Below are 21,579 nucleotides of genomic sequence, written 5' to 3'. Positions count from 1 at the left end.
TTCCAGTGCACAAATCTGCGCCCCGGTATTAACCGCCATCAGCCCAAATAAAACAATTCATCATCTCACAAAACAAAAAATTAACATTTAGATACAGTTATAATTTACCCAGCATACTGAACCAGAGGTAATCCAACGGCAGAAGCACCAGATACGTTGCCGCCGCCAGCGCAATACACAGCAGCATCCCCGCCCTCGCAGGCACTTTCCCAAGCGCCATCGCCACAACAATGGGTGAAGCCTGATACGGAAGTAGCGGTGTGGAATATCCCAGTACCTGAATCATAATCACCGACAGCAGCGGGAATCCCGTCGCATCGGCAAAGCTTTGCGCCAGCGTGGTATATAGCGCCGGAACGCCGTTTGCCGTCATAATAAAATTGAGTGCGGTGGTAATGCCAGTCAGCGCGAGGAAGCTGGTAAACGGTTTTTCCGCGTCCAGCGGCATCACCTGTAACAGCGCCTCGCCCACCGCACTGCCAATACCGGTCTGCGTGACGGTGATCGCCAGCCCCAGAATACCCGCCACATAGATACAGGTACGGATATTGACCCCACTGGAAAACTCCTCGCCATTAATAAAGCCAACCCGAGGTAGCAGCGTGATAACCGCCGCCGCCAGTCCGGTCCACGCTGGACCAATGCCGTGCCAGCTTTCGCTTACCCACAAAAACAACACCACCGCTAACATCCATGCCAGACGTTTTTCATCCCGGCTCATCGGCTCAGGCGGCGTCAGATCGCGCGGCGCATGGGGCTTACCAGGAAACAGCCAGCAGATAAGTACGATGAGTACCGCGCCCTTGAGCCAGCCCAGAACCGGCGTATGTAACAGTAAATAGGGCAGATAATTCAGGTGGATACCGTAAGAACCTTCCGCTGCGCCGCTCATCAACAGATTCGGCACGTTAGCGGGTAAAATCGTCGCGGAAAGCTGGAACGTCCCAAACCCGACGGCCAGCGCCAGACCATACCAGGCTCGCGTGCCGTCGTTAATTCCCGCCCGTTTCGCCATCGCCGCGACAATCGGCATCAGCAGCGCAATGCGCCCCATATTGGACGGCATTACAAACGCCAGCGCATAACTTAGCAGTACCACACTCGCTACCATTAACGGCCAGGAGTCGGTCAATCGCGATGACAGCGCCCTCGCCGCCCTGTCCGCCAATCCCGTTTTACGAATCGCGATACCCAGCACGAAGCCACTGAAGACCAGCCAGAATGCCGATGACGCAAAGCCGCCAAAAATCACATCCGGTGGCGCGATTTTGGCCACCATCGCCACAGCAAAGAACAGCAGCGCCGTTATAAATTCCGGTAGTAGCGATGTCGCCCAGAGAATAATGGTGATGCCAACCACCAGAGAAGGAATAAACAGAGGGTGTGAAAGCCAGAGCGACATGCCTGTCTCCTGTTGTTTTTTTCAACAAGAATACGGGGACAGGCATGCGGAGTAAACGCCAGATTAGGTAGGGTTAGCGCAGAATATCACATTGATGATCCTGAATTTCCTCAGCAGAGGCGAGATTCAGCGACAGCAAGTTACGCTGAGTCGCCAGCAGGACAAAAGACTCATCGCTTTGGCGCACCATCGCCAGCGCATAGCGGCCCATATGTTCTCGCGCATTCGGTACTTCTTCCGCCAGCATAATAAACGGGCTGCGTTGCGCCAGTTCGTTTTCCGTGACGCGACGCGCCAGATATTCATGCCCGCGTAATCCACCCGGCAAAGGCAACCAGCGGGTGCTGATTTTCGCCATGTTGTCATCCAGCTGCTTTCTGACATCGGTTCGCAGGCAGGAGATATGAATGTGCAGGTGATTTTGCGTACGCCCGCTACGCGAGTTAATGGTCAGCGATACCGCTTTGTCAGGGATCTCCTGACCGTATTTTTGGCTCATAAAGCTACGCGCCTGCCAGGCCAGCCAGAAAAAGTTCGGCGTGCCTGATTCCAACAGCAACGGGCTTTCCGTACCATTGATACGGTAACCAGGCATCAACAGATATTGCAGCGGACCATTACGATCTTTGAACACCACATATCCGGCGTCTGGTTTCACTTCCACGCACGGTGCGGGATCCTGCTGCTGCAACTGGTGCGGCAAGCATTGCTGAAGAACAATCTGGCGTAACGCGTCCGGGTTGCCGGTGAATTTCCAGTAACCAATGCCAGCAGCGGCAGCCACCACAATCACCGCCAGTAAAAGATAGCCTGCTTTTTTCATTACGCGTTCCCTGTATCCTATTGAGGGGCAAGAGTAACGCAAAACCATGACAAATAAAAAACCCGGTCGCGTTATGCCACCGGGTTGGTAACTCACAGATTTATTTAGCGCTTGCTGATTTGGTCGAACGTACCGCCGTTAGAGAAGTGCTCTTTCTGTGCTTTCGTCCAGCCGCCAAACTCTTCGTCAATGGTGAACAGCTTCAGCTTCGGAAAGGCATTTTCGTATTTCTTCGCCACTTCAGCATCACGCGGACGGTAGAAGTTTTTCGCTGCTATCTCCTGACCTTCCGGCGAGTAGAGATACTTCAGGTAGGCTTCCGCTACCGCTTTGGTGTCTTTCTTTTCCACCACTTTGTCGACCACGGAAACGGTCGGCTCCGCGAGAATAGATTCACTCGGAGTGACTATCTCGAATTTATCTTTACCCAGTTCGTTCGTCGCCAGTAGCGCTTCGTTTTCCCAGGCAATCAGCACATCACCGATACCGCGTTCAACGAAGGTATTGGTTGAGCCACGCGCACCGGAGTCCAGCACTTCAACGTTTTTAAACAGGGCTTTGACGAAGTCCTGGGCTTTGGCCTGATCGTTATTGTTGTGGTGCAGGGCGTAGCCCCATGCTGCCAGATAGTTCCAGCGTGCGCCGCCTGAGCTTTTCGGGTTTGGCGTAATGACGGACACACCCGGTTTGACAAGATCGTTCCAGTCATGAATTTGTTTTGGATTGCCCTTGCGGACCAGGAAAACGATGGTGGAAGTGTAAGGTGCTGAGTTATCCGGCAGACGCTTGATCCAGTTTTTATCGATACGACCACGTTCAGCAATAGCGTCCACATCGTAAGCCAGCGCCAGCGTCACGACATCGGCTTCAATGCCGTTAATGACGGAAGTCGCCTGTTTACCCGAACCGCCGTGCGATTGGCGGATCACGACGTTGTCGCCGGTTTCCTGCTTCCAGTGCGCGCTAAAAGCTTTGTTGTACTGCTCGTACAGCTCACGCGTTGGATCGTACGATACGTTAAGTAACTGAATATCCTTTGCCAGAACGCTGGTCGATGCCAGCAATAATGTTAACCCTACGCCCCATTTGTTCATCGCCCAGCTCTCTTATGTGGTGTTGTGATGAGCAAAGCGTGCCAGAAAGCGATCCAAACATTAAAGAATAAAAAAAGATTTGCTATAACTTCGAGGAATAAATCTGAGGGATTGCCGGATGGCGGCTAGCGCCTAATCCGGCCTACACGTTTCTGCAACCTGTAGGCCTGATAAGCGTAGCGCCATCAGGCGCGCAAAAAACAATCAGTACAGTTTTTTCGCGCAGTCCAGCCAGTCACCTTTGAAAGGACGCTTCATGTTTTCGATAGCGTCGATGATGTCATGGTGAACCAGTTTTTCGTTCTGAATACCTACGCAACGGCCACCGTGACCTTCGAGCAGCAGTTCAATGGCATACGCGCCCATACGGGACGCCAGAATACGGTCATAAGGAACCGGAGAACCACCACGCTGGATGTGACCCAGTACGGTTGAACGCGTTTCACGGCCCGTTTCTTTCTCGATGTAATGCGCCAGTTCGTCAACGTCACACATGTGTTCAGTGATCGCTACAATCGCGTGTTTTTTACCTTTCGCGATACCGGCTTTGATTTCAGCAACCAGATCGTCACGGCTGAATTCTACTTCCGGAACCACCACGAACTCACAACCGCCGGCAATCGCTGCCGCCAGAGTCAGATCACCACAGTAGCGGCCCATCACTTCAACGATGGAAATACGCTGGTGAGAAGAAGAGGTATCACGCAGACGGTCAATCGCTTCGACTACAGTACCCAGCGCGGTGAAATAACCGATGGTGTAGTCGGTGCCCTTGATATCGTTGTCGATAGTGCCCGGCAGACCGATGCACGGGAAGCCCATTTCAGTCAGGCGTTTCGCACCCATGTAAGAACCGTCACCACCGATAACAACCAGGGCGTCGATGCCACGCTTCTTCAGGTTTTCGATAGCCACCGCACGCACGTTTTCGTCGCGGAATTCCGGGAAGCGGGCAGAACCGAGGAAGGTACCGCCACGGTTGATCATGTCGGACACGCTATAGCGGTCAAGCTGGACCATACGGTCTTCATACAAACCCAGGTAGCCATCATGGATCCCCATGACTTCCAGCCCTTCCGTCAACGCTGCACGCACAACACCACGGATTGCTGCGTTCATGCCCGGCGCATCACCGCCGCTTGTCAACACACCGATTTTCTTAATCATGACTACCTCTGAACTTTGGAATGCAAAATGAAATCTGCTGCCGGAAGTCGATTCCGCATATCGAAACGATCCAACGAATATGCAGATAGTATAACAATCACTTCCTGCTGAATTGATTCAGGTCAGGCCAAATGGTGGTAATTTATACACAAAATGCTGGCCTGGTTCACTTTTTTTACAACGAATTATGAAAGCTCAAACATCTTGCCTTCCTTGGGTACGACGGAACAGGGATCCTGATGAATAATGACATCCGATCCCGGGAAACGTCGCAAAATTGCCTGCTCGACCTGCTCAGCCACTACATGCGCCTGAACGAGCGGCAGATTATCTTCCATTTCCAAATGAATCTGAATAAAGCGGGTCGGCCCTGACTGCCGCGTGCGAAGATCGTGAGCGCCGCTGACTCCCGGCCATGACGTCACGATATCAATAATTTCCTGACGTTCTTCATCGGGTAAAGCGCGATCCAGCAATGACTGCACCGCCTCATACCCCATGCGTAATGCGCTATATAAAATATAGATGCCAATCCCGAGCGCAAACAAGGCATCTGCGCGATGCCAGCCGTACCATGCCAGCCCAAGCGCAATGAGAATCGCACCGTTCATCATAACATCAGACTGATAATGAAGCATATCCGCCCTAACAGCCTGACTTTGCGTACGCTTCACCACCCAGCGCTGAAACGAGACCAGTATGATGGTGCACACTAACGCAATGATGGTAACAATCACCCCGACGCCGGGATCTTTCATCGGCGTGGGTTGGATAAGATGCTGAATCCCGGTCAGGAATAAAAACAGCGCCGAACCGGAAATAAACATACTTTGCGCCAACGCCGCCAATGATTCCGCTTTACCGTGTCCAAACGTGTGTTCATCATCGGCCGGTTGCAATGAATAACGCACCACCAACAGATTGGTTAACGACGCCGCGATATCCACCAAAGAATCCACCAGTGCAGCCAGAATACTGACCGATCCGGTGTACCACCACGCAAAAATTTTGATCAAAAGTAACAGCGATGCCATCACGGTCGCCGCGATTGCCGCCCGGCTAACCAGCCGCCCATAGGTTTGATTCATAAACACTCCTGCCAGGATATGCCGCTAGTATAACGGATGAAGTAAAACAGTCAGGCAATTACCGAGTGACAAATTTTGGGCAAAAAAAACCCCCACATCATGTGGGGGAAGACAGGGATGGTGTCTATGGCAAGGAAAACAGGGTTACTACTGGGAACGTGAGTTGCTACTACTCAATAAATTCAACGATGAGCTTTTTTGCCAGTGCGCGACGTCGCGCAGTTGCTCCATTCGTTGTTCATGTTTCTCATTTAAAACCGCTTGCTGCTCGGGCGTTAACAGGCGATACATCTGGTTGCGAACCTTGGCTATTTCAACCTGGCGGGCAACCTGTTCCTGCGCCATTCTTTCTGCCTGAGCGCGCACAGCGCTTTCATCAAATTTCTCTGCGGTGACAAGGCGATGCATTGTCTCCATTTCGCTAACATTAACAGGAGGCTGTTCGTGTCTTGCCTGCTGCATTAAATCTCGCATCTGTTGACGTTGATGTTCGGTTAAACTGATACCGTCAAACATGTGGCTCTGTACGCTGCGTTGCGAGGAGCCTTCACCCAGGTGCCAGTGATCGCCTGTGACGACTTCAGCTGCATGGCTTAAAGTACTGAGTGCCAGCGTTGAGGCCATGACGGCAGCGGTTACTTTGCCCATCACTTGCTCCCAAAATCTTTTCTGTCGCGATTCAACGAGAGACAGTTTACGATTCGGGCTGCAAACATGCGTCAGGGGGTGTAAAACAACGTAAAGTCATAGATTAGCGACGCCTGATGACGTAATTTCTGCCTCGGAGGTACGTAAACAATGAATAAAATCCTGTTAGTTGATGATGACCGAGAGCTGACTTCCCTGTTAAAGGAGTTGCTCGAAATGGAAGGTTTCGATGTGCTGGTTGCCCATGATGGGGAACAGGCGCTCGAGCTTCTGGATGACAGCATCGATTTACTTTTGCTCGACGTCATGATGCCAAAGAAAAACGGCATCGATACACTGAAAGCGCTTCGCCAGACACACCAGACCCCCGTAATCATGCTGACCGCTCGCGGCAGCGAATTGGATCGCGTTCTCGGCCTTGAACTGGGCGCGGACGACTATTTACCTAAACCGTTTAACGACCGCGAACTGGTCGCGCGCATCCGCGCTATTCTGCGTCGCTCGCACTGGAGCGAACAGCAGCAGAGCAGCGACAACGGCTCACCGACTCTGGAAGTGGATGCGTTAAGCCTCAACCCGGGTCGCCAGGAAGCCAGCTTCGACGGGCAAACGCTGGAGCTAACCGGCACCGAATTCACCCTGCTCTATTTGCTGGCGCAGCATCTCGGCCAGGTGGTTTCGCGTGAACATCTGAGCCAGGAAGTGCTGGGCAAACGCCTGACGCCTTTCGATCGCGCGATCGACATGCATATCTCAAACCTGCGTCGTAAGCTGCCAGAGCGTAAAGATGGGCATCCGTGGTTTAAAACGCTACGTGGTCGCGGCTACCTGATGGTCTCCGCTTCATGATAGGGAGTTTAACCGCACGCATCTTTGCCATCTTCTGGTTGACGCTGGCACTGGTGTTGATGTTGGTACTGATGCTACCCAAGCTCGACTCACGTCAGATGACCGAGCTACTGGACAGCGAGCAGCGCCAGGGGTTGATGATTGAGCAACACGTTGAAGCTGAACTGGCGAACGATCCCCCCAACGATTTAATGTGGTGGCGTCGCTTGTTTCGGGCGATAGACAAGTGGGCGCCGCCAGGACAGCGGTTATTACTTGTTACCACGGAAGGACGCGTGATCGGCGCAGAACGCAACGAAATGCAGATCATTCGTAACTTTATTGGTCAGGCCGATAACGCCGACCATCCGCAAAAGAAAAAATACGGTCGCGTGGAGATGGTCGGGCCTTTTTCCGTCAGAGACGGTGAAGATAACTACCAACTGTATCTCATTCGACCTGCCAGCAGCTCGCAATCTGACTTTATCAACCTGCTGTTCGACCGACCGCTGTTGTTGCTGATCGTCACCATGTTAGTCAGCTCTCCGTTATTGCTCTGGCTTGCCTGGAGCCTGGCGAAACCGGCGCGTAAGCTGAAAAATGCAGCGGATGAAGTGGCCCAGGGCAACCTGCGTCAGCATCCGGAGCTGGAAGCCGGTCCGCAGGAGTTTCTGGCGGCGGGCGCCAGCTTTAACCAGATGGTGACGGCGCTGGAGCGGATGATGACCACGCAGCAGCGCCTGCTGTCGGACATCTCTCACGAGTTGAGAACGCCGTTGACACGTCTGCAACTGGGAACCGCTCTGCTGCGCCGTCGTAGCGGTGAGAGCAAAGAGCTGGAGCGCATTGAAACAGAAGCGCATCGGCTGGACAGCATGATCAACGACCTGCTGGTGATGTCACGTAATCAGCAGAAAAACGCGCTGGTCAGTGAAACGGTGAAAGCCAATCAGCTATGGGGCGAAGTACTGGATAACGCCGCCTTTGAAGCCGAGCAGATGGGTAAATCGCTCACGGTGAATTTCCCGCCGGGTCCGTGGCCGCTGTACGGCAACCCAAATGCGCTGGAAAGCGCGCTGGAAAATATTGTGCGCAACGCCCTACGCTATTCACACACGCAGATTGAAGTGGGCTTCGCGGTGGATAAAGACGGGATCACCATCACCGTTGACGACGATGGTCCGGGCGTCAGCCCTGAGGACCGGGAGCAGATTTTCCGTCCGTTCTATCGTACCGATGAGGCGCGCGATCGCGAGTCTGGCGGAACGGGTCTGGGTCTGGCGATTGTGGAAACCGCGATCCAGCAGCATCGTGGCTGGGTGAAGGCCGAAGACAGCCCGCTGGGTGGTTTACGGCTGGTGATTTGGTTACCGCTGTATAAACGCGCTTAACAGGCTTCCCCGGTCACGTATCGCCGGGGAAGCACTCACATTATGCAGTTGCGGTCGCAGCCGCTAGCTTTTGCTTTTTGATCCGCTTCACCAGAATTGTCGAACAGATAAAGCCCATTAAGCTGAACGCAATCATCACGCTAAAAACATAGTTGTAGCCTGTGATGCCGCTATTGGTATCCAGCAAATATCCGTATAACGTGTACGCAAACATGGCGGGCATATAACCGATGATGCAACCAAACGCCATTGCCGAACCGGCATACTCACGTGGCGTACCAATCTCATCCATCGGCGCGAAGAAAATCGCACGCTGTGAGAAGATAATCGCCCCGAATCCTAATGTCGCGGCCATACCGATATACACGTTCATTGTTTGATGCGGCAACTGCATGAAAACAAGCATCGCAACGGCAGAGATCAGAAAGGTCCATTTCAGGTACACCGTAGGCGATTTAGCAACCTTATCCGCCAGCAGCCCACCAATCGGCCCTCCTACCATTTTTAACGCATACTGGTTAATGATACCGTACGCGCCTACCAGTGCTACCGGCAACATGTAGATGTCTTTTAAGAAGGGGATAAAGTAAGTCAGCCCACAATATGCGGCGTAAACGAAGAAAATCCCTAAAGAAGCCAACCAGACGTTAGGACAGGACAAAACATGTTTAATCCCCTTTAACACTTCCATATTGGCACTGGTATTCTCGCCGCCTTTCACTTTGTCGTCATCGACAATAAAGTACGTCACAATACCTGCCGCAAGCGTAATGACCGTATAAAACAACAGACCCGCCTGCATTCCCGCTTTGCCTTCACCAAACTGAACAAAAACAAACAGGGCACCAGAAGCGACGATGACATCCACCACGCCACGTCCGGCTTCTAAAAAGCCAAACATGCGGCCTTGTTCTTCTTTCGTACCCAGCAGACGTACGGCTTTCAGCAATACCGGCCAATACACCACATCGGCAAAAAACGCCATTGCGGCAAAGCAAATGAGATAACCGGTAAATGACGGTAGCGTTGCCAGATATAAACCGCAAAGCCCAACACCGATCAGACCAAAGGGTAATAATATTTTCTTAGAATAACGGTCTGCAATATAGAGCGAAAGAAACAGGCCGGTTGTCTGAACAATCGTATAAACCGTAAAACTCAAGCCAATCTGCGTATTGGTTAAACCCCAGTCATTTTGCATTGGCACATAGAAAACATCTTTCATACTTGAAAGTTTGAATATTGTGCCGCCGCCTAAAATCAAAAAACAAAGCCTTGCCCATTTATTCATGAACATGAGTAAACCCTCATTGCTTGTTGAGAGAAATATTAAGATTAATTTATATAATTAATAAAATTGTAGAGTTATTTTCATAACCCTGTTCGCATTTAGTAAAATTTTAAAAAGTTATTGATTACCTATAAATTTATTACACAAGTCACGAATATATTTTATTTGAGCCAGAGCATGTTCTTTTTCCTGCGCCAGTCGCGCATCAATCATGTCAGCGTCGGGTAGCGGCGTATAACTTGCATCGCGCCATGGGATCCAGGGATTATCACCTTCATCATCGAAACGAAATGCCGGAGCATAATATTCAACTTCTTCTTCCAGACCAAAAGCATGTACTTGTGGTTTATCTTCACCTAAGAGTAATAATGCCTTGAGCATCTCCTCCATGGGTAAGTCGCCGTATCCTGAACGACAAGCCTCATGCCCCCAGCCTTTACCTTCTTTAATAATTTTAGCGTCTTTAATATGTACCTGAGTGATCCAAGGAGACATGACCTCTAACGCAGAAAGCGGCTGCTCATTAGCGTTAATCATGTTGCCAAAATCAAACAGAATAGAGAGATTCTTCATCCCACTATTCTTAACCAGCGTCACCAGTTCATGACCTTGCAGATCTTCATGCTGTTCGATGGTAAAGCTTAGGCCGCAGTCATCATGCTGAGACAACCACGCAATATCATTGGCGATCTTCGCCATAACATCGTTGAGATGCCCTTCATAGCGCGGGTAGAAACGAACTGACGTTGCGCCAGTTGCCATGGCAATACGGATCGCATCCGTCAATGTCGCCTGGTCCGATGCGCTGGTTTCAATATGCACATCCAAATTATATTTTTTGGCCTTTTCTTTAAAATCGTGTAACTGCCGATCGTTTAGTTTCTGCAGTGACTGGGACTCGCCATCCTCAACATGTATTTTTACACCTTTTAATTTTTGCTGATATGCAATATCCAGAAGATCGCCAGGGAGGACTCTCTCATAGCGCATATTCAGATGAAAGGCATAAGCATGTAGGTACAGCGGTATATTTCTCGCGCGTTCAGCGAGAAGTTCCTGGTTATATTTTCCCATAGTTTTCTCATTCATCACGAATAACAAGTTCCACTGATTCAAGTCGCCAGTATTCAAAATCAACCTGAACCACTTTTTTGTCTCGGGTTGCCCGATGTTTTTCTACTAAAATTCCATAAGTATTTGGCGCAACGCCCAGTTCTTTGCAGGCCACTTCCGGCATATTGACCGGTTTAAAAATCATCTCTTTGATATTTAAAACATGACCGAACGCATCTTCCCAGACGCTGGCAAAAGACTGATTGCCAAGTTTGTTTATGAATCCCGGTGCAACATCGGCATCAATATAGGATTCATGGTAAAACACTTTATGTGAATCAAGACCACACCAGCCGGTAACTAAATAGCGATCGCCGGAGGAGAGAAAAACATCATCAACATGGTGCGGAACCGTCTCAATCGTTTCCTTGGTCAAATAATCCCAAAAAGGTTTACGTCCCTGGGCACAGGCCTCGGCATTGAAGCTGGAAAGTGATTTCGGGTTATAAATGAATCGCTTCGATGAAATAAACCACCCGCTACGGTTCTTGCGGAAAATACGTGCATCAATCTCCAGCTCGATCAGAACCTGACGTAAGGTCATGCGCTTTGCATCCAGCAGCTCACATAGCTCTCTCTCCGAAGGCAATTTGGAGCCCGCTGGCAAATTATTCTCGTTTAACCAGCTTTCAAAGCGCTCTCTGAGCACATCAACATTGTTTTTCTTTTTCATCTCATTCAATCTGGTTTAAACCAATTTGAAGCTAAGATATTTGAGTGCACGAAATACTCAAGTTTTTTTTCAACGCAGCGTTTCTTTTTGTGGGCCAGGTATCAAGAATGGCCTGGACACATGGCGCGACAGGCAGGTTTTAGTACGTGAGGAGATGAACCATGAGGAAGATAAATCAGGTGTCGCCACCTGATTTAATGGCAAGCTAAAGGTGAGAGTTATTTGCCCCACAAACGGCGGGAATTATCTTCGATCTTGCCGCTTAAACGGCGCTTTTGCATCGTTCTGGTCCAGCTCTTCGATAACCCGGCAACCGACAGTAAACGGTGATACTGCGAGTCATCAAACGGCATATGCCAGGCAATGGCAATCGCCTCGCGCACGCTGACGTCGCTCACGCGTGACGCCAGGATCAACGGCGCGTCTGCCGACACCTGGCCGGGAGCGATGACGCTACACAGCCAGCCCGTCTTGCCCGCATCCTGCATCTGGCTGGCCATATCGCTGATGCCAAAATGGAAATTCAGCTTAAAGCACGGCGAGCGCGGCTGTGTGACCTGAATCAGCGCGTCTCCCCACTGGAAAATGTCGCCAATATACACATTCTCTTCTGTCAGCCCCTCAGTGGAGAGGTTTTCGCCAAAAGCGGGGGCGACAAATAACTCCGCCTGCTCCGGAAACTCTTGTCTCCAGTGCTGATAGTGTTCACGCGGATAGTGGCACAGCGCGCGATCCGGCCCGCCGTGAATTTTCGTTTCCGCCTGTTCATCCCCCGTCAGGCCCAGCTCGGTCAGCATCAGCTCACCATCAACCTGAACTTTAGCAATCGCGCTGGGACGACTTCCCGTATAGTCCCGAATCTTGCCTGTAAAAACATCGACCGGATATCGCATCTGTTCCCTCTCCCGATAAATTTCCCCCATTACACCATATTTATTTTATCCCAGTCGCTCAAAATGAGAGCACGGTTCACATGAAGCTTAGGGACACATGCTATCAATGTAAGCTGGTTTTGAAACATCATTTCAAATAAGGAGTCGACTACGTGACTGGTCAATCGCAATTTGCTGGCGTCTGGTGCCCTTCCATTACGCCAATGGACAATGACGGCAAGATCGATCTCAACGGTCTGAGCCAGCATCTTAAACGCCTTACCGAGGCCAAAATCGACGTGATTTTGCTGATGGGCAGCATCGGGGAGTTTGCTTCCTTTACGCTCGAAGAACGACTGCTGCTGATCCGTGAAGCCCGGGCCATGAGCTCGCTGAAGATGGTCGCCAACGTCTCATCCACCTGCCAGAATGATGTTCTGTTGATGGCGCAGGAAGCGTATCGCGCAGGTTATGATGCCGTGATGATCCTGCCGCCTTATTACTACGGACAAACGGCGAAACAGCTGCTGAGTTACTTCCGCCAGTTGGGACAGAAACTCAGCGGTAAATGGTTTGCCTATAATTTCCCGGCGCGTACCGGCTGTGATTTAACGCCGGAGCTGGTTGCCACTCTCGCTGCCGAGTTCCCAAATTTCGCAGGCATCAAAGATACCGTCGACTGTCAGTCACATACCCGCAGCATGATTCAGACAACGCGCGCCGTGCGGGAAGATTTTGCCGTACTGTCCGGTTATGACGAATACTACATTCCTAACCTGCTGGCAGGCGGGGCGGGGATTATTTCAGGGTTGAACAACGTTATGCCGGAACTGTTTGTCAGTGCGCGGGAGGCGTTTAAGCAGGGCGATCTGGCGACGCTTCTCGATATTCAGGACCAGATTGGCACCTATATGTCCATCTACGCCATTGGCGAAGATTTTGTCACCACCATCAAAACCGTGGTATCGCGTAAGTTTGGCTACTGCACCGGTGTGTCACGTAATGCTGGCGGAGAGTTGAATGAGGGGGAATGTCGGACTATTGATGAGGTGTTCGTCGTCAAAGGTTAACTGACTAAGCCGGATGGCGCAGACCATCCGGCAAAAGAGGCTTACTTCACGGTACCACGAAGATCAATTTCCGCCGCCCTGGCTTTGACCTTTTTCGACCAGATGGACGTGATAATCGGTACCAGAATGGAGGTCACAATCACCGAGGTCGCCACCAGAGAGGTTGCCGCTGGCGCCATCGGTTTAAATGCCGGAACCATTTCAGCAATCAGTACCGGTGTAGCAACCGCCGCACCCGCTGAGCTGGAAGCGGCAATCCCCGCTGTTCCATCGCCGCCGCCAATCAGTTTATCAGCGATAATCAATGGGATCCCGGTGATGATAATCACCGCCACGCCCAACAGAATCCCCAGCACGCCGGTCTGCGCAATCACGCTCAAATCAATGGTGTTACCCAGCGCGAAGGCGAAGAACGGGATCAGAGTCTGCACAGCTTTGCTGAAGAACTCCCGCAGTTCAGGGTCCAGATTACCCAGCGCAAAACCAATCAGGAAGGGTAATACGGCCCCCACAAACACGTGTGGTTCAAACGAAGCAATCCCCGCGGTACCCAGAATCACCATGGTCATCAGCGGGCCTGATTCCAGAGACATCAGGACAAATGCCCCGGCCTCTTCTTTGGTGCCATACTGCTGCATAATCGAGGCGTACAGCCCACCGTTGGTCATATCCATGGCGGCCACCAGCGCCAACGTGGACAACCCGGCGAAGAACCCGACTTCCACACCGTGTTCCGGCAGGATGCGTGAGGCAATCGCCGCTACCACCCACGCCACCAGAATTTTGGTGATGACCAGCGTGCCTGATTTACGCAGCACGGTGCCGGTTGCGCTTAGCTTAATCGACGCGCCCATACAAAAGAACCAGACCGCCAGAATAGGCACCGTACCGGTGATCATACCGTTAGTAAATGAGCCGAAATATTTCCCGGCGCCGGGTGAAAAGGTGTGACATAACGCGCCGAGGAAAAGCGGCACCAGCATCATCCCGCCAGGGATTCTCTCTATCGTTCGTTTGATCTGCATTTCCATCACCTGTAGACATAAAAATGGGGCAATTTTTATGGGCGATTGCATCTTACTTTTGAGATGCGCCCGTCTTGATGAACAGAAGATAGACATTCAGAGGAATTATAAAAGTGATCCCACCCGCACAATAAAACATTGTTTCAATTTAAATGGATCAATGTTCCCATGTTGATTTTGATCACAAAAAAGCCCCCACAAGCAGCGCTTGCAGGGGCATTATTTAAGCGTAGAACTTATTTTTTAGCGGCGAAACGCGCAGCAGCTTCATCCCAGTTCACCACGTTCCAGAACTCTTTAATGTAGTCCGGACGGCGGTTCTGGAATTTCAGGTAGTAAGCGTGTTCCCACACATCCAGACCGATGATCGGGAAGCCGGAAGCGCCAGAAATTGCTTCACCCATCAGCGGGGAATCCTGGTTAGCGGTGGAAACGACAGCCAGTTTGTCACCTTGCAGCACCAGCCACGCCCAGCCGGAACCAAAGCGGGTGGCCGCTGCTTTTTCGAATTCAGCTTTGAAGTTGTCAACAGAGCCGAAGTCGCGTTCGATAGCCGCTTTCAGGTCGCCCTGCAGCGTAGTGCCGGTTTTCAGGCCTTTCCAGAACAGGCTGTGGTTAGCGTGGCCGCCTGCGTTGTTGCGCAGTACGGTTTTCTTGTCCGCTGGCAGTTGATCCAGTTTGGTGATCAGCTCTTCAGCCGACAGGCTGGCGAATTCAGGCAGACTTTCCAGCGCAGCGTTGGCGTTGTTTACGTAAGTCTGGTGGTGTTTGGTATGGTGAATTTCCATCGTCTGCTTATCGAAGTGCGGTTCAAGGGCATCATAAGCGTACGGCAGGGATGGCAGTGTATAACTCATAATCATCTCCAGTGTTGTCGGGCGGCCAGTGTTAACGCCGCGTAAGCAGTTGGGTCATTATAGTTAATTAAATGATATTGAAAATGATTATCAATGCCGTACTTTTTACAAGGTTTTAATCATTCAGTCTATTGCAAAAGTTGTGAACCGAATCACCCACTTAACGTGATGATTGCCAACATGCGTAAAATGGCGGCAAGCGTTAAAAGGTTAACACCTTGCGTAATTTTTAAACTCGTTAGGTCGGAGGGGTCATTACCGACGATAAAAAATAACGAGGATTAAGTCATGAGTAACGCGATTACGATGGGTATCTTTTGGCATTTGATAGGCGCAGCCAGTGCCGCCTGTTTCTATGCCCCGTTCAAGCAGGTCAAACATTGGTCATGGGAAACGATGTGGTCGGTGGGCGGGATCGTCTCCTGGCTTATCCTTCCGTGGACTATCAGCGCTATGTTACTTCCCAATTTCTGGGCCTATTTCAGCTCCTTCAGCCTTTCCACACTGGCCCCGGTATTTCTTTTCGGTGCGATGTGGGGGATTGGCAACATTAACTATGGCCTGACTATGCGTTATCTCGGTATGTCGATGGGTATCGGCATTGCGATAGGTATTACGCTGATTGTCGGCACACTGATGACCCCGATTATCAACGGCAACTTTGACGTGCTGATCAACACCTCCGGCGGACGCATGACGCTGCTTGGCGTACTGGTCGCACTGATTGGCGTGGGCATTGTGACCCGTGCGGGTCAATTAAAAGAACGCAAAATGGGCATCAAAGCCGAAGAGTTTAATCTGAAAAAAGGGTTAGTTCTGGCGGTCATGTGCGGCATTTTCTCCGCGGGGATGTCATTTGCGATGAACGCCGCGAAACCGATGCACGATGCCGCCGCCGCATTGGGTGTAGACCCGTTGTATGTCGCCCTGCCCAGCTATGTGGTTATCATGGGCGGTGGTGCGCTAGTCAACCTGGGTTTTTGCTTCATTCGTCTGGCAAAAGTGAAGAACTTGTCGATAAAAGCCGACTTCTCGCTAGCTAAACCGCTGATCATCAGCAACGTGCTGCTCTCCGCGCTCGGTGGCTTGATGTGGTATCTGCAATTTTTCTTCTACGCCTGGGGCCACGCGCGTATTCCGGCACAGTATGACTATGTAAGCTGGATGCTGCACATGAGTTTTTATGTCCTGTGCGGTGGGATTGTTGGTCTGGTATTGAAAGAGTGGAAGAATGCGGGTCGCCGTCCGGTCAGCGTACTGAGCCTCGGCTGCGTGGTGATTATCGTCGCGGCAAACATTGTTGGTCTGGGAATGGCCAGCTAAGCATGCTGGGTACTGAGATGACGCCACTGGCTCGGCGTCATCCCGGTTTCCCGCGTAAACACCACCGAAAAGTAGTTACTGTCCTCAAAGCCGCAGCGCATGGAAATCTCACTAATCATTAACCGGCTATGCTTGAGCAGATATTGAGCATGGCAGACCCGCACCTGGCGGAGATACTGGTTGATGGTCATCCCGGTCTGGCTACGAAACTGCTGGCGCAAAACGCGCTCGCTGCACTGTTCGCGCTCGCAAAATTTATCCAGTGCGAAAGCATGCTCATGGCTCCCGGCTAACGCGGTAATGAGTTTATCCAACAGCGTTTCACTCGACGTTGCCGGGAGCGTATCTGTGGCATAACGATGGCGTTTAAGGAGTGTCACCAGTTGCCCGAATAGCAGTTCCGCCATGCTAAAAGCCTGCGCATCGCGTTGATTACTTTCATGCTCAAGCTGGCTTATCACCTGCCGGGCCTGAGTCATACCTACGCTGCCGAGTCGCCAGTGCGGCTGCCGTGGCGTACCGTTAAATCCGGGGATCGCCCCTTCCCAGTCAACATTCAGCGTCAACCGCTCCGGGCAGTAGATGATATTTTGCAACACAAGGTCGTTTACGGAAGTGTAGGAATGTTTGTCTTCGGCGCGAATGTAAAACAGATCGCCACGGGTTATTCGGTATGGACGATCGTTAAGGACATGCAGACCATTGCCGCGCCAGACCAGGACCAGCTCGCAAAATTCATGGGTATGCTCCGCAAAGACATCCTGCGGATAGCGGTCAGCCACGGCAACAGCCTGCTGCTCATGCGCAAAAAAATCTGATTTCAGAAGGATTAGCTGATTCGCCACCGCATTACCTCAACCTGGACACTTGCCGGATAAGGCGCAGCCGCCATCCGGCATGAAAGGGTATGATTATCAGCAAACGGGCGGTAAAAAACGTTGATAGCTTTCGCGTTACTGCAGGCTGCTTCCCGCCATGAGATCGCGCCCCTGGCGAATATCGCGTGGCGACCACTCGAACTCACGGCGAAAAAGCGTCGAAAAGTGATTACTGTCGCCGAAACCGCAGAGATACGCGATATCGGTCACGCTGTCATCACTGTGGCGAAGCAGATGTCTCGCTTTAATAAGCCGCAGACGGTTAAGGTAGCGCTGGGGCGTCAATCCCGTTTGTTGTTTAAGCTGGCGGTGCAGTGTGCGCAAAGAGAGCGAAAACTTCTCGGCCAGCGCCTCCCAACACACCTCGTCAGCAAAGTTATCTTCCAGCCACGCCATCAGAAGGTTAAGCCGCGCGTCGTTATCGGTTGCCGCTGCCATCAGGCTGCTTTTACGCAACACGACCAGTAGCTGCATAAACAGAATTTCACGATTTGCTGCCGTTGGCGTATCCATCCCGTCACCAAGCGCTTCCATTTGCCCCACCAACTGTCGGACCTGCTGTAATACCCCCTGGTTTACCCGCCAATGGGATGGATACTGCCCATTCTGTTCCTGAGGTAAAAGCTGATTCAGCCCGGCTAAAAATTGAAACGCATCCGGGGATCGATACAAGACATTGGTCAGACACAAATTGTCCGTATGCTCATATAAATGCCGGTCATGATCGCGGACGAAACACACCGTACCACCGCTGATAGTGTAAGGCTGTCCGTTGAACACATGGATTCCCGTACCATGCTCAACCACCACAATTTCATGAAAATCATGATGATGTTCAGGAAATGCGGGTTGAGGAAGCCGTGGTTCAATAGCCACTGGCGCTTTACCTGTCGGAAAAAAGTCTACGCAATGCAGTACAGTCATGACGGCTCCCCCTGTTTAGCGAATATGGCTGAATAGTAATTAAGGGTTACTACCCTCACCTTAAATTTTTGACGCCAAAGTGCGTAAACACGGTCAATTCTTCAAGATACGGCGGGAAAGATCGGGAATTGCGGAAGGCGTCACATCTGCCCGAATCCGCCCCATGAGTAGAAACTGTGAACATCATCACGTTCACCTTTGCCATGTTGCCAGCCGCTAATTATGCCTGTCACTGTTGAGAAGGTACGCCTTATTGGGGGTTCTTAGACTGAGTGCAATAAAACTCAGAAGGACCTCGCTATGACTTTTCGCCATTGTGTCGCTGTCGATCTCGGCGCATCCAGCGGGCGCGTAATGCTGGCGCGTTACGACAGTGAACACCGCACCCTGACGCTACGTGAAATCCACCGCTTCGTTAACAGCCTGCAAAAAACGGACGGTTTTGACACCTGGGACATCGACAGCCTGGAAAACGACATTCGTCTGGGTCTGAAGAAAGTCTGCGATGAAGGCATTCGGATAGACAGCATCGGCATTGATACCTGGGGGGTGGATTACGTGCTGGTCGATAACGCCGGTCAGCGCGTCGGTCTGCCGGTCTCTTACCGTGACAACCGCACGACGGGCATTATGGCGCAGGCGATGGAGCTGCCGGGTAAAAATGAAATTTACCGTCGTAGCGGTATTCAGTTTCTGCCCTTTAACACCTTGTATCAGTTGCGCGCGCTGGTTGAACAGCAACCAGAACTGATTCCGCAGGTGGCGCATGCCCTGCTGATCTCCGACTACTTCAGCTTTCGCCTGACCGGTGAAATGAACTGGGAATACACCAACGCCACCACCACCCAGTTAGTCAATATCAATACCGACGACTGGGATGACACGCTGCTGGCGTGGACCGGGGCAGACAAAGCTTGGTTTGGTCGCCCGACGCATCCGGGAAACGTCATTGGCCACTGGATTTGTCCGCAGAAAAATCAAATTCCGGTCGTGGCGGTTGCCAGTCACGACACAGCCAGCGCGGTCATTGCTTCGCCGCTCGCCGATAAAAACAGCGCCTATCTCTCTTCCGGGACCTGGTCGCTGATGGGGTTTGAGAGCAGAACACCGTATACCAACGATGCGGCGTTGGCGGCGAATATCACCAACGAAGGCGGCGCGGAAGGGCGCTACCGGGTACTAAAAAATATCATGGGGCTATGGCTGCTCCAGCGCGTATTAAAAGAGCGCCAGATCGACGACTTGCCAACGCTTATCGCCGAAACGCAAGCGCTACCAGCCTGCCAGTTCCTGATAAACCCGAACGACGATCGCTTTATCAACCCCGACGATATGAGTGCGGAAATTCAGGCGGCCTGTCGTGAATCTGGCCAACCTGTTCCACTGCAAAACGCCGAACTGGCGCGCTGTATCTTCGACAGCCTGGCGCTGCTGTATGCCGACATTTTGCAAGAGTTGGCAGACCTGCGTGGCGCCGCGTTTAGCCAGTTGCACATTGTTGGTGGCGGCTGCCAGAACGCGTTACTGAATCAGCTGTGCGCGGATGCCTGCGGTATTCGCGTTATGTCCGGGCCGATTGAGGCCTCCACGCTCGGCAACATCGGCATCCAGTTGATGGCGCTGGACGAGCTTAACAACGTCGATGATTTCCGTCAGGTAGTGCGCGCCAACTACGACCTGACCACCTTCATTCCCAATCCGGAAAGTGAAATTGCCCGCTACCAGGCGCAGTTTCAATCACTACGACAGACAAAGGAGCTTTGCGCATGACCACTCAACTTGAACAAGCCTGGGAACTGGCAAAACTGCGTTTCGCCGCGGTAGGTATTGATGTCGAGGCGGCCTTACGCCAGCTCGATCGTCTGCCGGTCTCCATGCACTGCTGGCAAGGCGATGACGTCGCCGGTTTCGAAAACCCGGAAGGCTCGCTCACTGGCGGAATTCAGGCTACCGGTAATTATCCGGGCAAAGCGCGCAACGCGACCGAACTACGTGCCGATCTGGAGCAGGCGCTGAGCCTGATACCGGGACCAAAACGTCTGAACCTGCATGCGATCTATCTAGAATCCGATACGCCGGTTGCCCGCGACCAAATCAAACCGGAACACTTCAAAAACTGGGTTGAATGGGCGAAAGCAAACCAGTTAGGGTTGGATTTCAATCCGTCCTGCTTCTCTCACCCACTGAGCGCCGACGGCTTCACGCTGGCCCACGCCGATGACCACATTCGCCAGTTCTGGATCGATCACTGCAAAGCCAGCCGTCGCGTCTCGGCGTATTTTGGCGAGCAGTTGGGTACACCGTCGGTGATGAACATCTGGATCCCGGACGGTATGAAAGATATCACCGTTGACCGTTTAGCGCCGCGCCAGCGCCTGCTGGAAGCACTGGACGAAGTGATCAGCGAGAAACTCGACCCGGCGCACCATATCGACGCCGTTGAGAGCAAGCTGTTTGGCATCGGTGCCGAAAGCTACACCGTCGGCTCCAACGAGTTCTATATGGGCTACGCCACCAGCCGCCAGACCGCGCTGTGCCTGGATGCGGGTCACTTCCATCCGACTGAAGTGATTTCCGACAAAATCTCCGCCGCCATGCTGTATGTACCGCGCCTGCTGCTGCACGTCAGTCGTCCGGTGCGCTGGGACAGCGATCACGTGGTGCTGCTGGATGATGAAACTCAGGCGATTGCCAGCGAGATCGTCCGCCACAACCTGTTTGACCGCGTACACATCGGTCTCGACTTCTTCGACGCCTCTATTAACCGCATCGCCGCGTGGGTTATCGGCACCCGCAATATGAAAAAAGCCCTGCTGCGCGCGTTGTTAGAACCAACCGAGCAACTGCGTCAGCTCGAAGCCAGCGGCGACTACACCGCACGTCTGGCGCTGCTGGAGGAGCAAAAATCACTGCCATGGCAGGCCGTTTGGGAAATGTATTGCCAGCGCCACGACGCGCCAGCGGGCAGCCAGTGGCTGGACAGCGTTCGCGCCTATGAAAAAGAGATCCTGAGCAAACGTAGCTGATTGCGACACCTGATCTGTAGGCCGGATACGACGCCTCGCGTCGCCATCCGGCAATAAATGAAACACGATTGCCGGATGGCGCTGCG

Annotated in this window: 20 protein-coding genes; 6 read left to right on the top strand and 14 right to left on the bottom strand. The window is 52.1% G+C overall.

Translation table 11 applies throughout. The annotated features are described in order from the left end of the window. Nucleotides 1-97: 97 nt before the first annotated feature. From FDX14_RS23410 to cpxP, 6 genes are all read right to left on the bottom strand, one after another. Nucleotides 98-1,402 carry an SLC13 family permease gene (locus tag FDX14_RS23410; protein ID WP_137350351.1) on the bottom strand — a complete coding sequence of 435 codons (1,305 nt, stop codon included), beginning with the start codon at nucleotides 1,400-1,402 and terminating at the stop codon, nucleotides 98-100. A gap of 73 nt (nucleotides 1,403-1,475) precedes the next feature. Beyond that, nucleotides 1,476-2,225 (bottom strand): CDP-diacylglycerol diphosphatase, encoded by a 750-nt coding sequence (locus tag FDX14_RS23405; protein WP_042313414.1) that lies wholly within the window; start codon nucleotides 2,223-2,225, stop codon nucleotides 1,476-1,478. Between the two features lie 104 nt (nucleotides 2,226-2,329). Next, nucleotides 2,330-3,319 carry a sulfate/thiosulfate ABC transporter substrate-binding protein Sbp gene (gene sbp, locus FDX14_RS23400; protein WP_042313417.1) on the bottom strand — a complete coding sequence of 330 codons (990 nt, stop codon included), beginning with the start codon at nucleotides 3,317-3,319 and terminating at the stop codon, nucleotides 2,330-2,332. A gap of 204 nt (nucleotides 3,320-3,523) precedes the next feature. After that, nucleotides 3,524-4,486 carry a 6-phosphofructokinase gene (gene pfkA / locus FDX14_RS23395; protein WP_006686196.1) on the bottom strand — a complete coding sequence of 321 codons (963 nt, stop codon included), beginning with the start codon at nucleotides 4,484-4,486 and terminating at the stop codon, nucleotides 3,524-3,526. Between the two features lie 185 nt (nucleotides 4,487-4,671). Beyond that, complete coding sequence (gene fieF / locus FDX14_RS23390; RefSeq protein ID WP_038635968.1) at nucleotides 4,672-5,574, bottom strand: CDF family cation-efflux transporter FieF; 903 nt, start codon at nucleotides 5,572-5,574, stop codon at nucleotides 4,672-4,674. A 147-nt stretch (nucleotides 5,575-5,721) separates the two neighbouring features. Further along, complete coding sequence (gene cpxP / locus FDX14_RS23385; protein WP_042313421.1) at nucleotides 5,722-6,222, bottom strand: cell-envelope stress modulator CpxP; 501 nt, start codon at nucleotides 6,220-6,222, stop codon at nucleotides 5,722-5,724. A gap of 150 nt (nucleotides 6,223-6,372) precedes the next feature. On the opposite strand from cpxP, the gene cpxR reads away from it, so the two are divergent. Together cpxR and cpxA are read left to right on the top strand one after the other, a co-directional pair. Further along, nucleotides 6,373-7,071: an envelope stress response regulator transcription factor CpxR gene (gene cpxR, locus FDX14_RS23380; RefSeq protein WP_038635960.1), complete on the top strand. Its 699-nt coding sequence runs from the start codon at nucleotides 6,373-6,375 to the stop codon at nucleotides 7,069-7,071. Further along, nucleotides 7,068-8,441: an envelope stress sensor histidine kinase CpxA gene (gene cpxA / locus FDX14_RS23375; RefSeq protein WP_042313425.1), complete on the top strand. Its 1,374-nt coding sequence runs from the start codon at nucleotides 7,068-7,070 to the stop codon at nucleotides 8,439-8,441. Before cpxR ends, cpxA begins: the two co-directional genes overlap by 4 nt. A 40-nt stretch (nucleotides 8,442-8,481) precedes the next feature. Here cpxA and FDX14_RS23370 read toward each other — a convergent pair whose 3' ends face one another. From FDX14_RS23370 to yiiM, 4 genes are all read right to left on the bottom strand, one after another. Beyond that, entirely contained in the window at nucleotides 8,482-9,732 is a 1,251-nt protein-coding gene (locus FDX14_RS23370; protein ID WP_087856673.1) for an MFS transporter, read from the bottom strand. A gap of 117 nt (nucleotides 9,733-9,849) precedes the next feature. Beyond that, nucleotides 9,850-10,806, bottom strand: a complete 957-nt coding sequence (locus tag FDX14_RS23365; RefSeq protein ID WP_042313589.1) for a sugar phosphate isomerase/epimerase family protein — start codon at nucleotides 10,804-10,806, stop codon at nucleotides 9,850-9,852. A 7-nt stretch (nucleotides 10,807-10,813) separates the two neighbouring features. After that, nucleotides 10,814-11,518, bottom strand: coding sequence for a GntR family transcriptional regulator (locus tag FDX14_RS23360; RefSeq protein WP_042313430.1), 705 nt, complete (start codon nucleotides 11,516-11,518; stop codon nucleotides 10,814-10,816). Nucleotides 11,519-11,736: 218 nt separating this feature from the next. Then, nucleotides 11,737-12,411, bottom strand: a complete 675-nt coding sequence (yiiM, locus tag FDX14_RS23355; protein ID WP_137350350.1) for a 6-hydroxyaminopurine reductase — start codon at nucleotides 12,409-12,411, stop codon at nucleotides 11,737-11,739. Nucleotides 12,412-12,563: 152 nt separating this feature from the next. Here yiiM and FDX14_RS23350 point away from each other — a divergent pair, with 152 nt between their 5' ends. Further along, on the top strand, nucleotides 12,564-13,460 hold the full coding sequence (locus FDX14_RS23350; protein ID WP_137350349.1) for a dihydrodipicolinate synthase family protein: 897 nt from the start codon (nucleotides 12,564-12,566) through the stop codon (nucleotides 13,458-13,460). 41 nt (nucleotides 13,461-13,501) lie between these two features. Here FDX14_RS23350 and kdgT read toward each other — a convergent pair whose 3' ends face one another. Beyond that, nucleotides 13,502-14,485, bottom strand: a complete 984-nt coding sequence (gene kdgT, locus FDX14_RS23345; RefSeq protein ID WP_038635946.1) for a 2-keto-3-deoxygluconate transporter — start codon at nucleotides 14,483-14,485, stop codon at nucleotides 13,502-13,504. A 236-nt stretch (nucleotides 14,486-14,721) separates the two neighbouring features. Further along, nucleotides 14,722-15,342, bottom strand: a complete 621-nt coding sequence (sodA, locus tag FDX14_RS23340) for a superoxide dismutase [Mn] (protein ID WP_137350348.1) — start codon at nucleotides 15,340-15,342, stop codon at nucleotides 14,722-14,724. A gap of 288 nt (nucleotides 15,343-15,630) precedes the next feature. On the opposite strand from sodA, the gene rhaT reads away from it, so the two are divergent. Then, nucleotides 15,631-16,665, top strand: a complete 1,035-nt coding sequence (gene rhaT / locus FDX14_RS23335) for an L-rhamnose/proton symporter RhaT (RefSeq protein WP_042313441.1) — start codon at nucleotides 15,631-15,633, stop codon at nucleotides 16,663-16,665. Here the strand turns inward: rhaT and rhaR are convergent. Together rhaR and rhaS are read right to left on the bottom strand one after the other, a co-directional pair. Next, nucleotides 16,662-17,510: an HTH-type transcriptional activator RhaR gene (rhaR, locus tag FDX14_RS23330; protein ID WP_137350347.1), complete on the bottom strand. Its 849-nt coding sequence runs from the start codon at nucleotides 17,508-17,510 to the stop codon at nucleotides 16,662-16,664. The genes rhaT and rhaR overlap by 4 nt on opposite strands. Before the next feature lie 108 nt (nucleotides 17,511-17,618). Beyond that, on the bottom strand, nucleotides 17,619-18,467 hold the full coding sequence (gene rhaS, locus FDX14_RS23325) for an HTH-type transcriptional activator RhaS (protein ID WP_042313449.1): 849 nt from the start codon (nucleotides 18,465-18,467) through the stop codon (nucleotides 17,619-17,621). 300 nt (nucleotides 18,468-18,767) lie between these two features. On the opposite strand from rhaS, the gene rhaB reads away from it, so the two are divergent. Together rhaB and rhaA are read left to right on the top strand one after the other, a co-directional pair. Continuing rightward, the gene (gene rhaB, locus FDX14_RS23320) at nucleotides 18,768-20,237 is read left to right on the top strand and encodes a rhamnulokinase (protein ID WP_137350346.1); all 1,470 of its coding nucleotides are present in this window, start codon (nucleotides 18,768-18,770) and stop codon (nucleotides 20,235-20,237) included. Further along, a complete protein-coding gene (gene rhaA / locus FDX14_RS23315) occupies nucleotides 20,234-21,493 on the top strand; it encodes an L-rhamnose isomerase (protein ID WP_079225716.1) in 1,260 nt (419 codons plus the stop codon). Before rhaB ends, rhaA begins: the two co-directional genes overlap by 4 nt. Nucleotides 21,494-21,579 lie beyond the last annotated feature (86 nt).

Origin of the sequence: Citrobacter sp. wls710 (assembly GCF_005281115.1) — a bacterium.
GTDB classification, from domain to species: Bacteria; Pseudomonadota; Gammaproteobacteria; order Enterobacterales; family Enterobacteriaceae; genus Citrobacter; species Citrobacter werkmanii.
The sequence above is the reverse complement of the archived record's forward strand: the minus strand, read 5'-3'. Positions and strand labels throughout refer to the sequence as shown.

Excerpts from the sequence above, each read along its gene's own strand:
- cpxR (WP_038635960.1), top strand. The coding sequence starts at position 6,373 with ATGAATAAAATCCTGTTAGTTGATGATGACCGAGAGCTGACTTCCCTG.
- yiiM (WP_137350350.1), bottom strand. The coding sequence starts at position 12,411 with ATGCGATATCCGGTCGATGTTTTTACAGGCAAGATTCGGGACTATACG.
- FDX14_RS23405 (WP_042313414.1), bottom strand. The coding sequence starts at position 2,225 with ATGAAAAAAGCAGGCTATCTTTTACTGGCGGTGATTGTGGTGGCTGCC.
- FDX14_RS23370 (WP_087856673.1), bottom strand. The coding sequence starts at position 9,732 with ATGAATAAATGGGCAAGGCTTTGTTTTTTGATTTTAGGCGGCGGCACA.
- sodA (WP_137350348.1), bottom strand. The coding sequence starts at position 15,342 with ATGAGTTATACACTGCCATCCCTGCCGTACGCTTATGATGCCCTTGAA.
- rhaS (WP_042313449.1), bottom strand. The coding sequence starts at position 18,467 with ATGACTGTACTGCATTGCGTAGACTTTTTTCCGACAGGTAAAGCGCCA.
- rhaT (WP_042313441.1), top strand. The coding sequence starts at position 15,631 with ATGAGTAACGCGATTACGATGGGTATCTTTTGGCATTTGATAGGCGCA.
- cpxA (WP_042313425.1), top strand. The coding sequence starts at position 7,068 with ATGATAGGGAGTTTAACCGCACGCATCTTTGCCATCTTCTGGTTGACG.
- FDX14_RS23365 (WP_042313589.1), bottom strand. The coding sequence starts at position 10,806 with ATGGGAAAATATAACCAGGAACTTCTCGCTGAACGCGCGAGAAATATA.
- FDX14_RS23360 (WP_042313430.1), bottom strand. The coding sequence starts at position 11,518 with ATGAAAAAGAAAAACAATGTTGATGTGCTCAGAGAGCGCTTTGAAAGC.
- pfkA (WP_006686196.1), bottom strand. The coding sequence starts at position 4,486 with ATGATTAAGAAAATCGGTGTGTTGACAAGCGGCGGTGATGCGCCGGGC.
- fieF (WP_038635968.1), bottom strand. The coding sequence starts at position 5,574 with ATGAATCAAACCTATGGGCGGCTGGTTAGCCGGGCGGCAATCGCGGCG.
- FDX14_RS23410 (WP_137350351.1), bottom strand. The coding sequence starts at position 1,402 with ATGTCGCTCTGGCTTTCACACCCTCTGTTTATTCCTTCTCTGGTGGTT.
- kdgT (WP_038635946.1), bottom strand. The coding sequence starts at position 14,485 with ATGCAGATCAAACGAACGATAGAGAGAATCCCTGGCGGGATGATGCTG.
- rhaA (WP_079225716.1), top strand. The coding sequence starts at position 20,234 with ATGACCACTCAACTTGAACAAGCCTGGGAACTGGCAAAACTGCGTTTC.
- rhaB (WP_137350346.1), top strand. The coding sequence starts at position 18,768 with ATGACTTTTCGCCATTGTGTCGCTGTCGATCTCGGCGCATCCAGCGGG.
- sbp (WP_042313417.1), bottom strand. The coding sequence starts at position 3,319 with ATGAACAAATGGGGCGTAGGGTTAACATTATTGCTGGCATCGACCAGC.
- cpxP (WP_042313421.1), bottom strand. The coding sequence starts at position 6,222 with ATGGGCAAAGTAACCGCTGCCGTCATGGCCTCAACGCTGGCACTCAGT.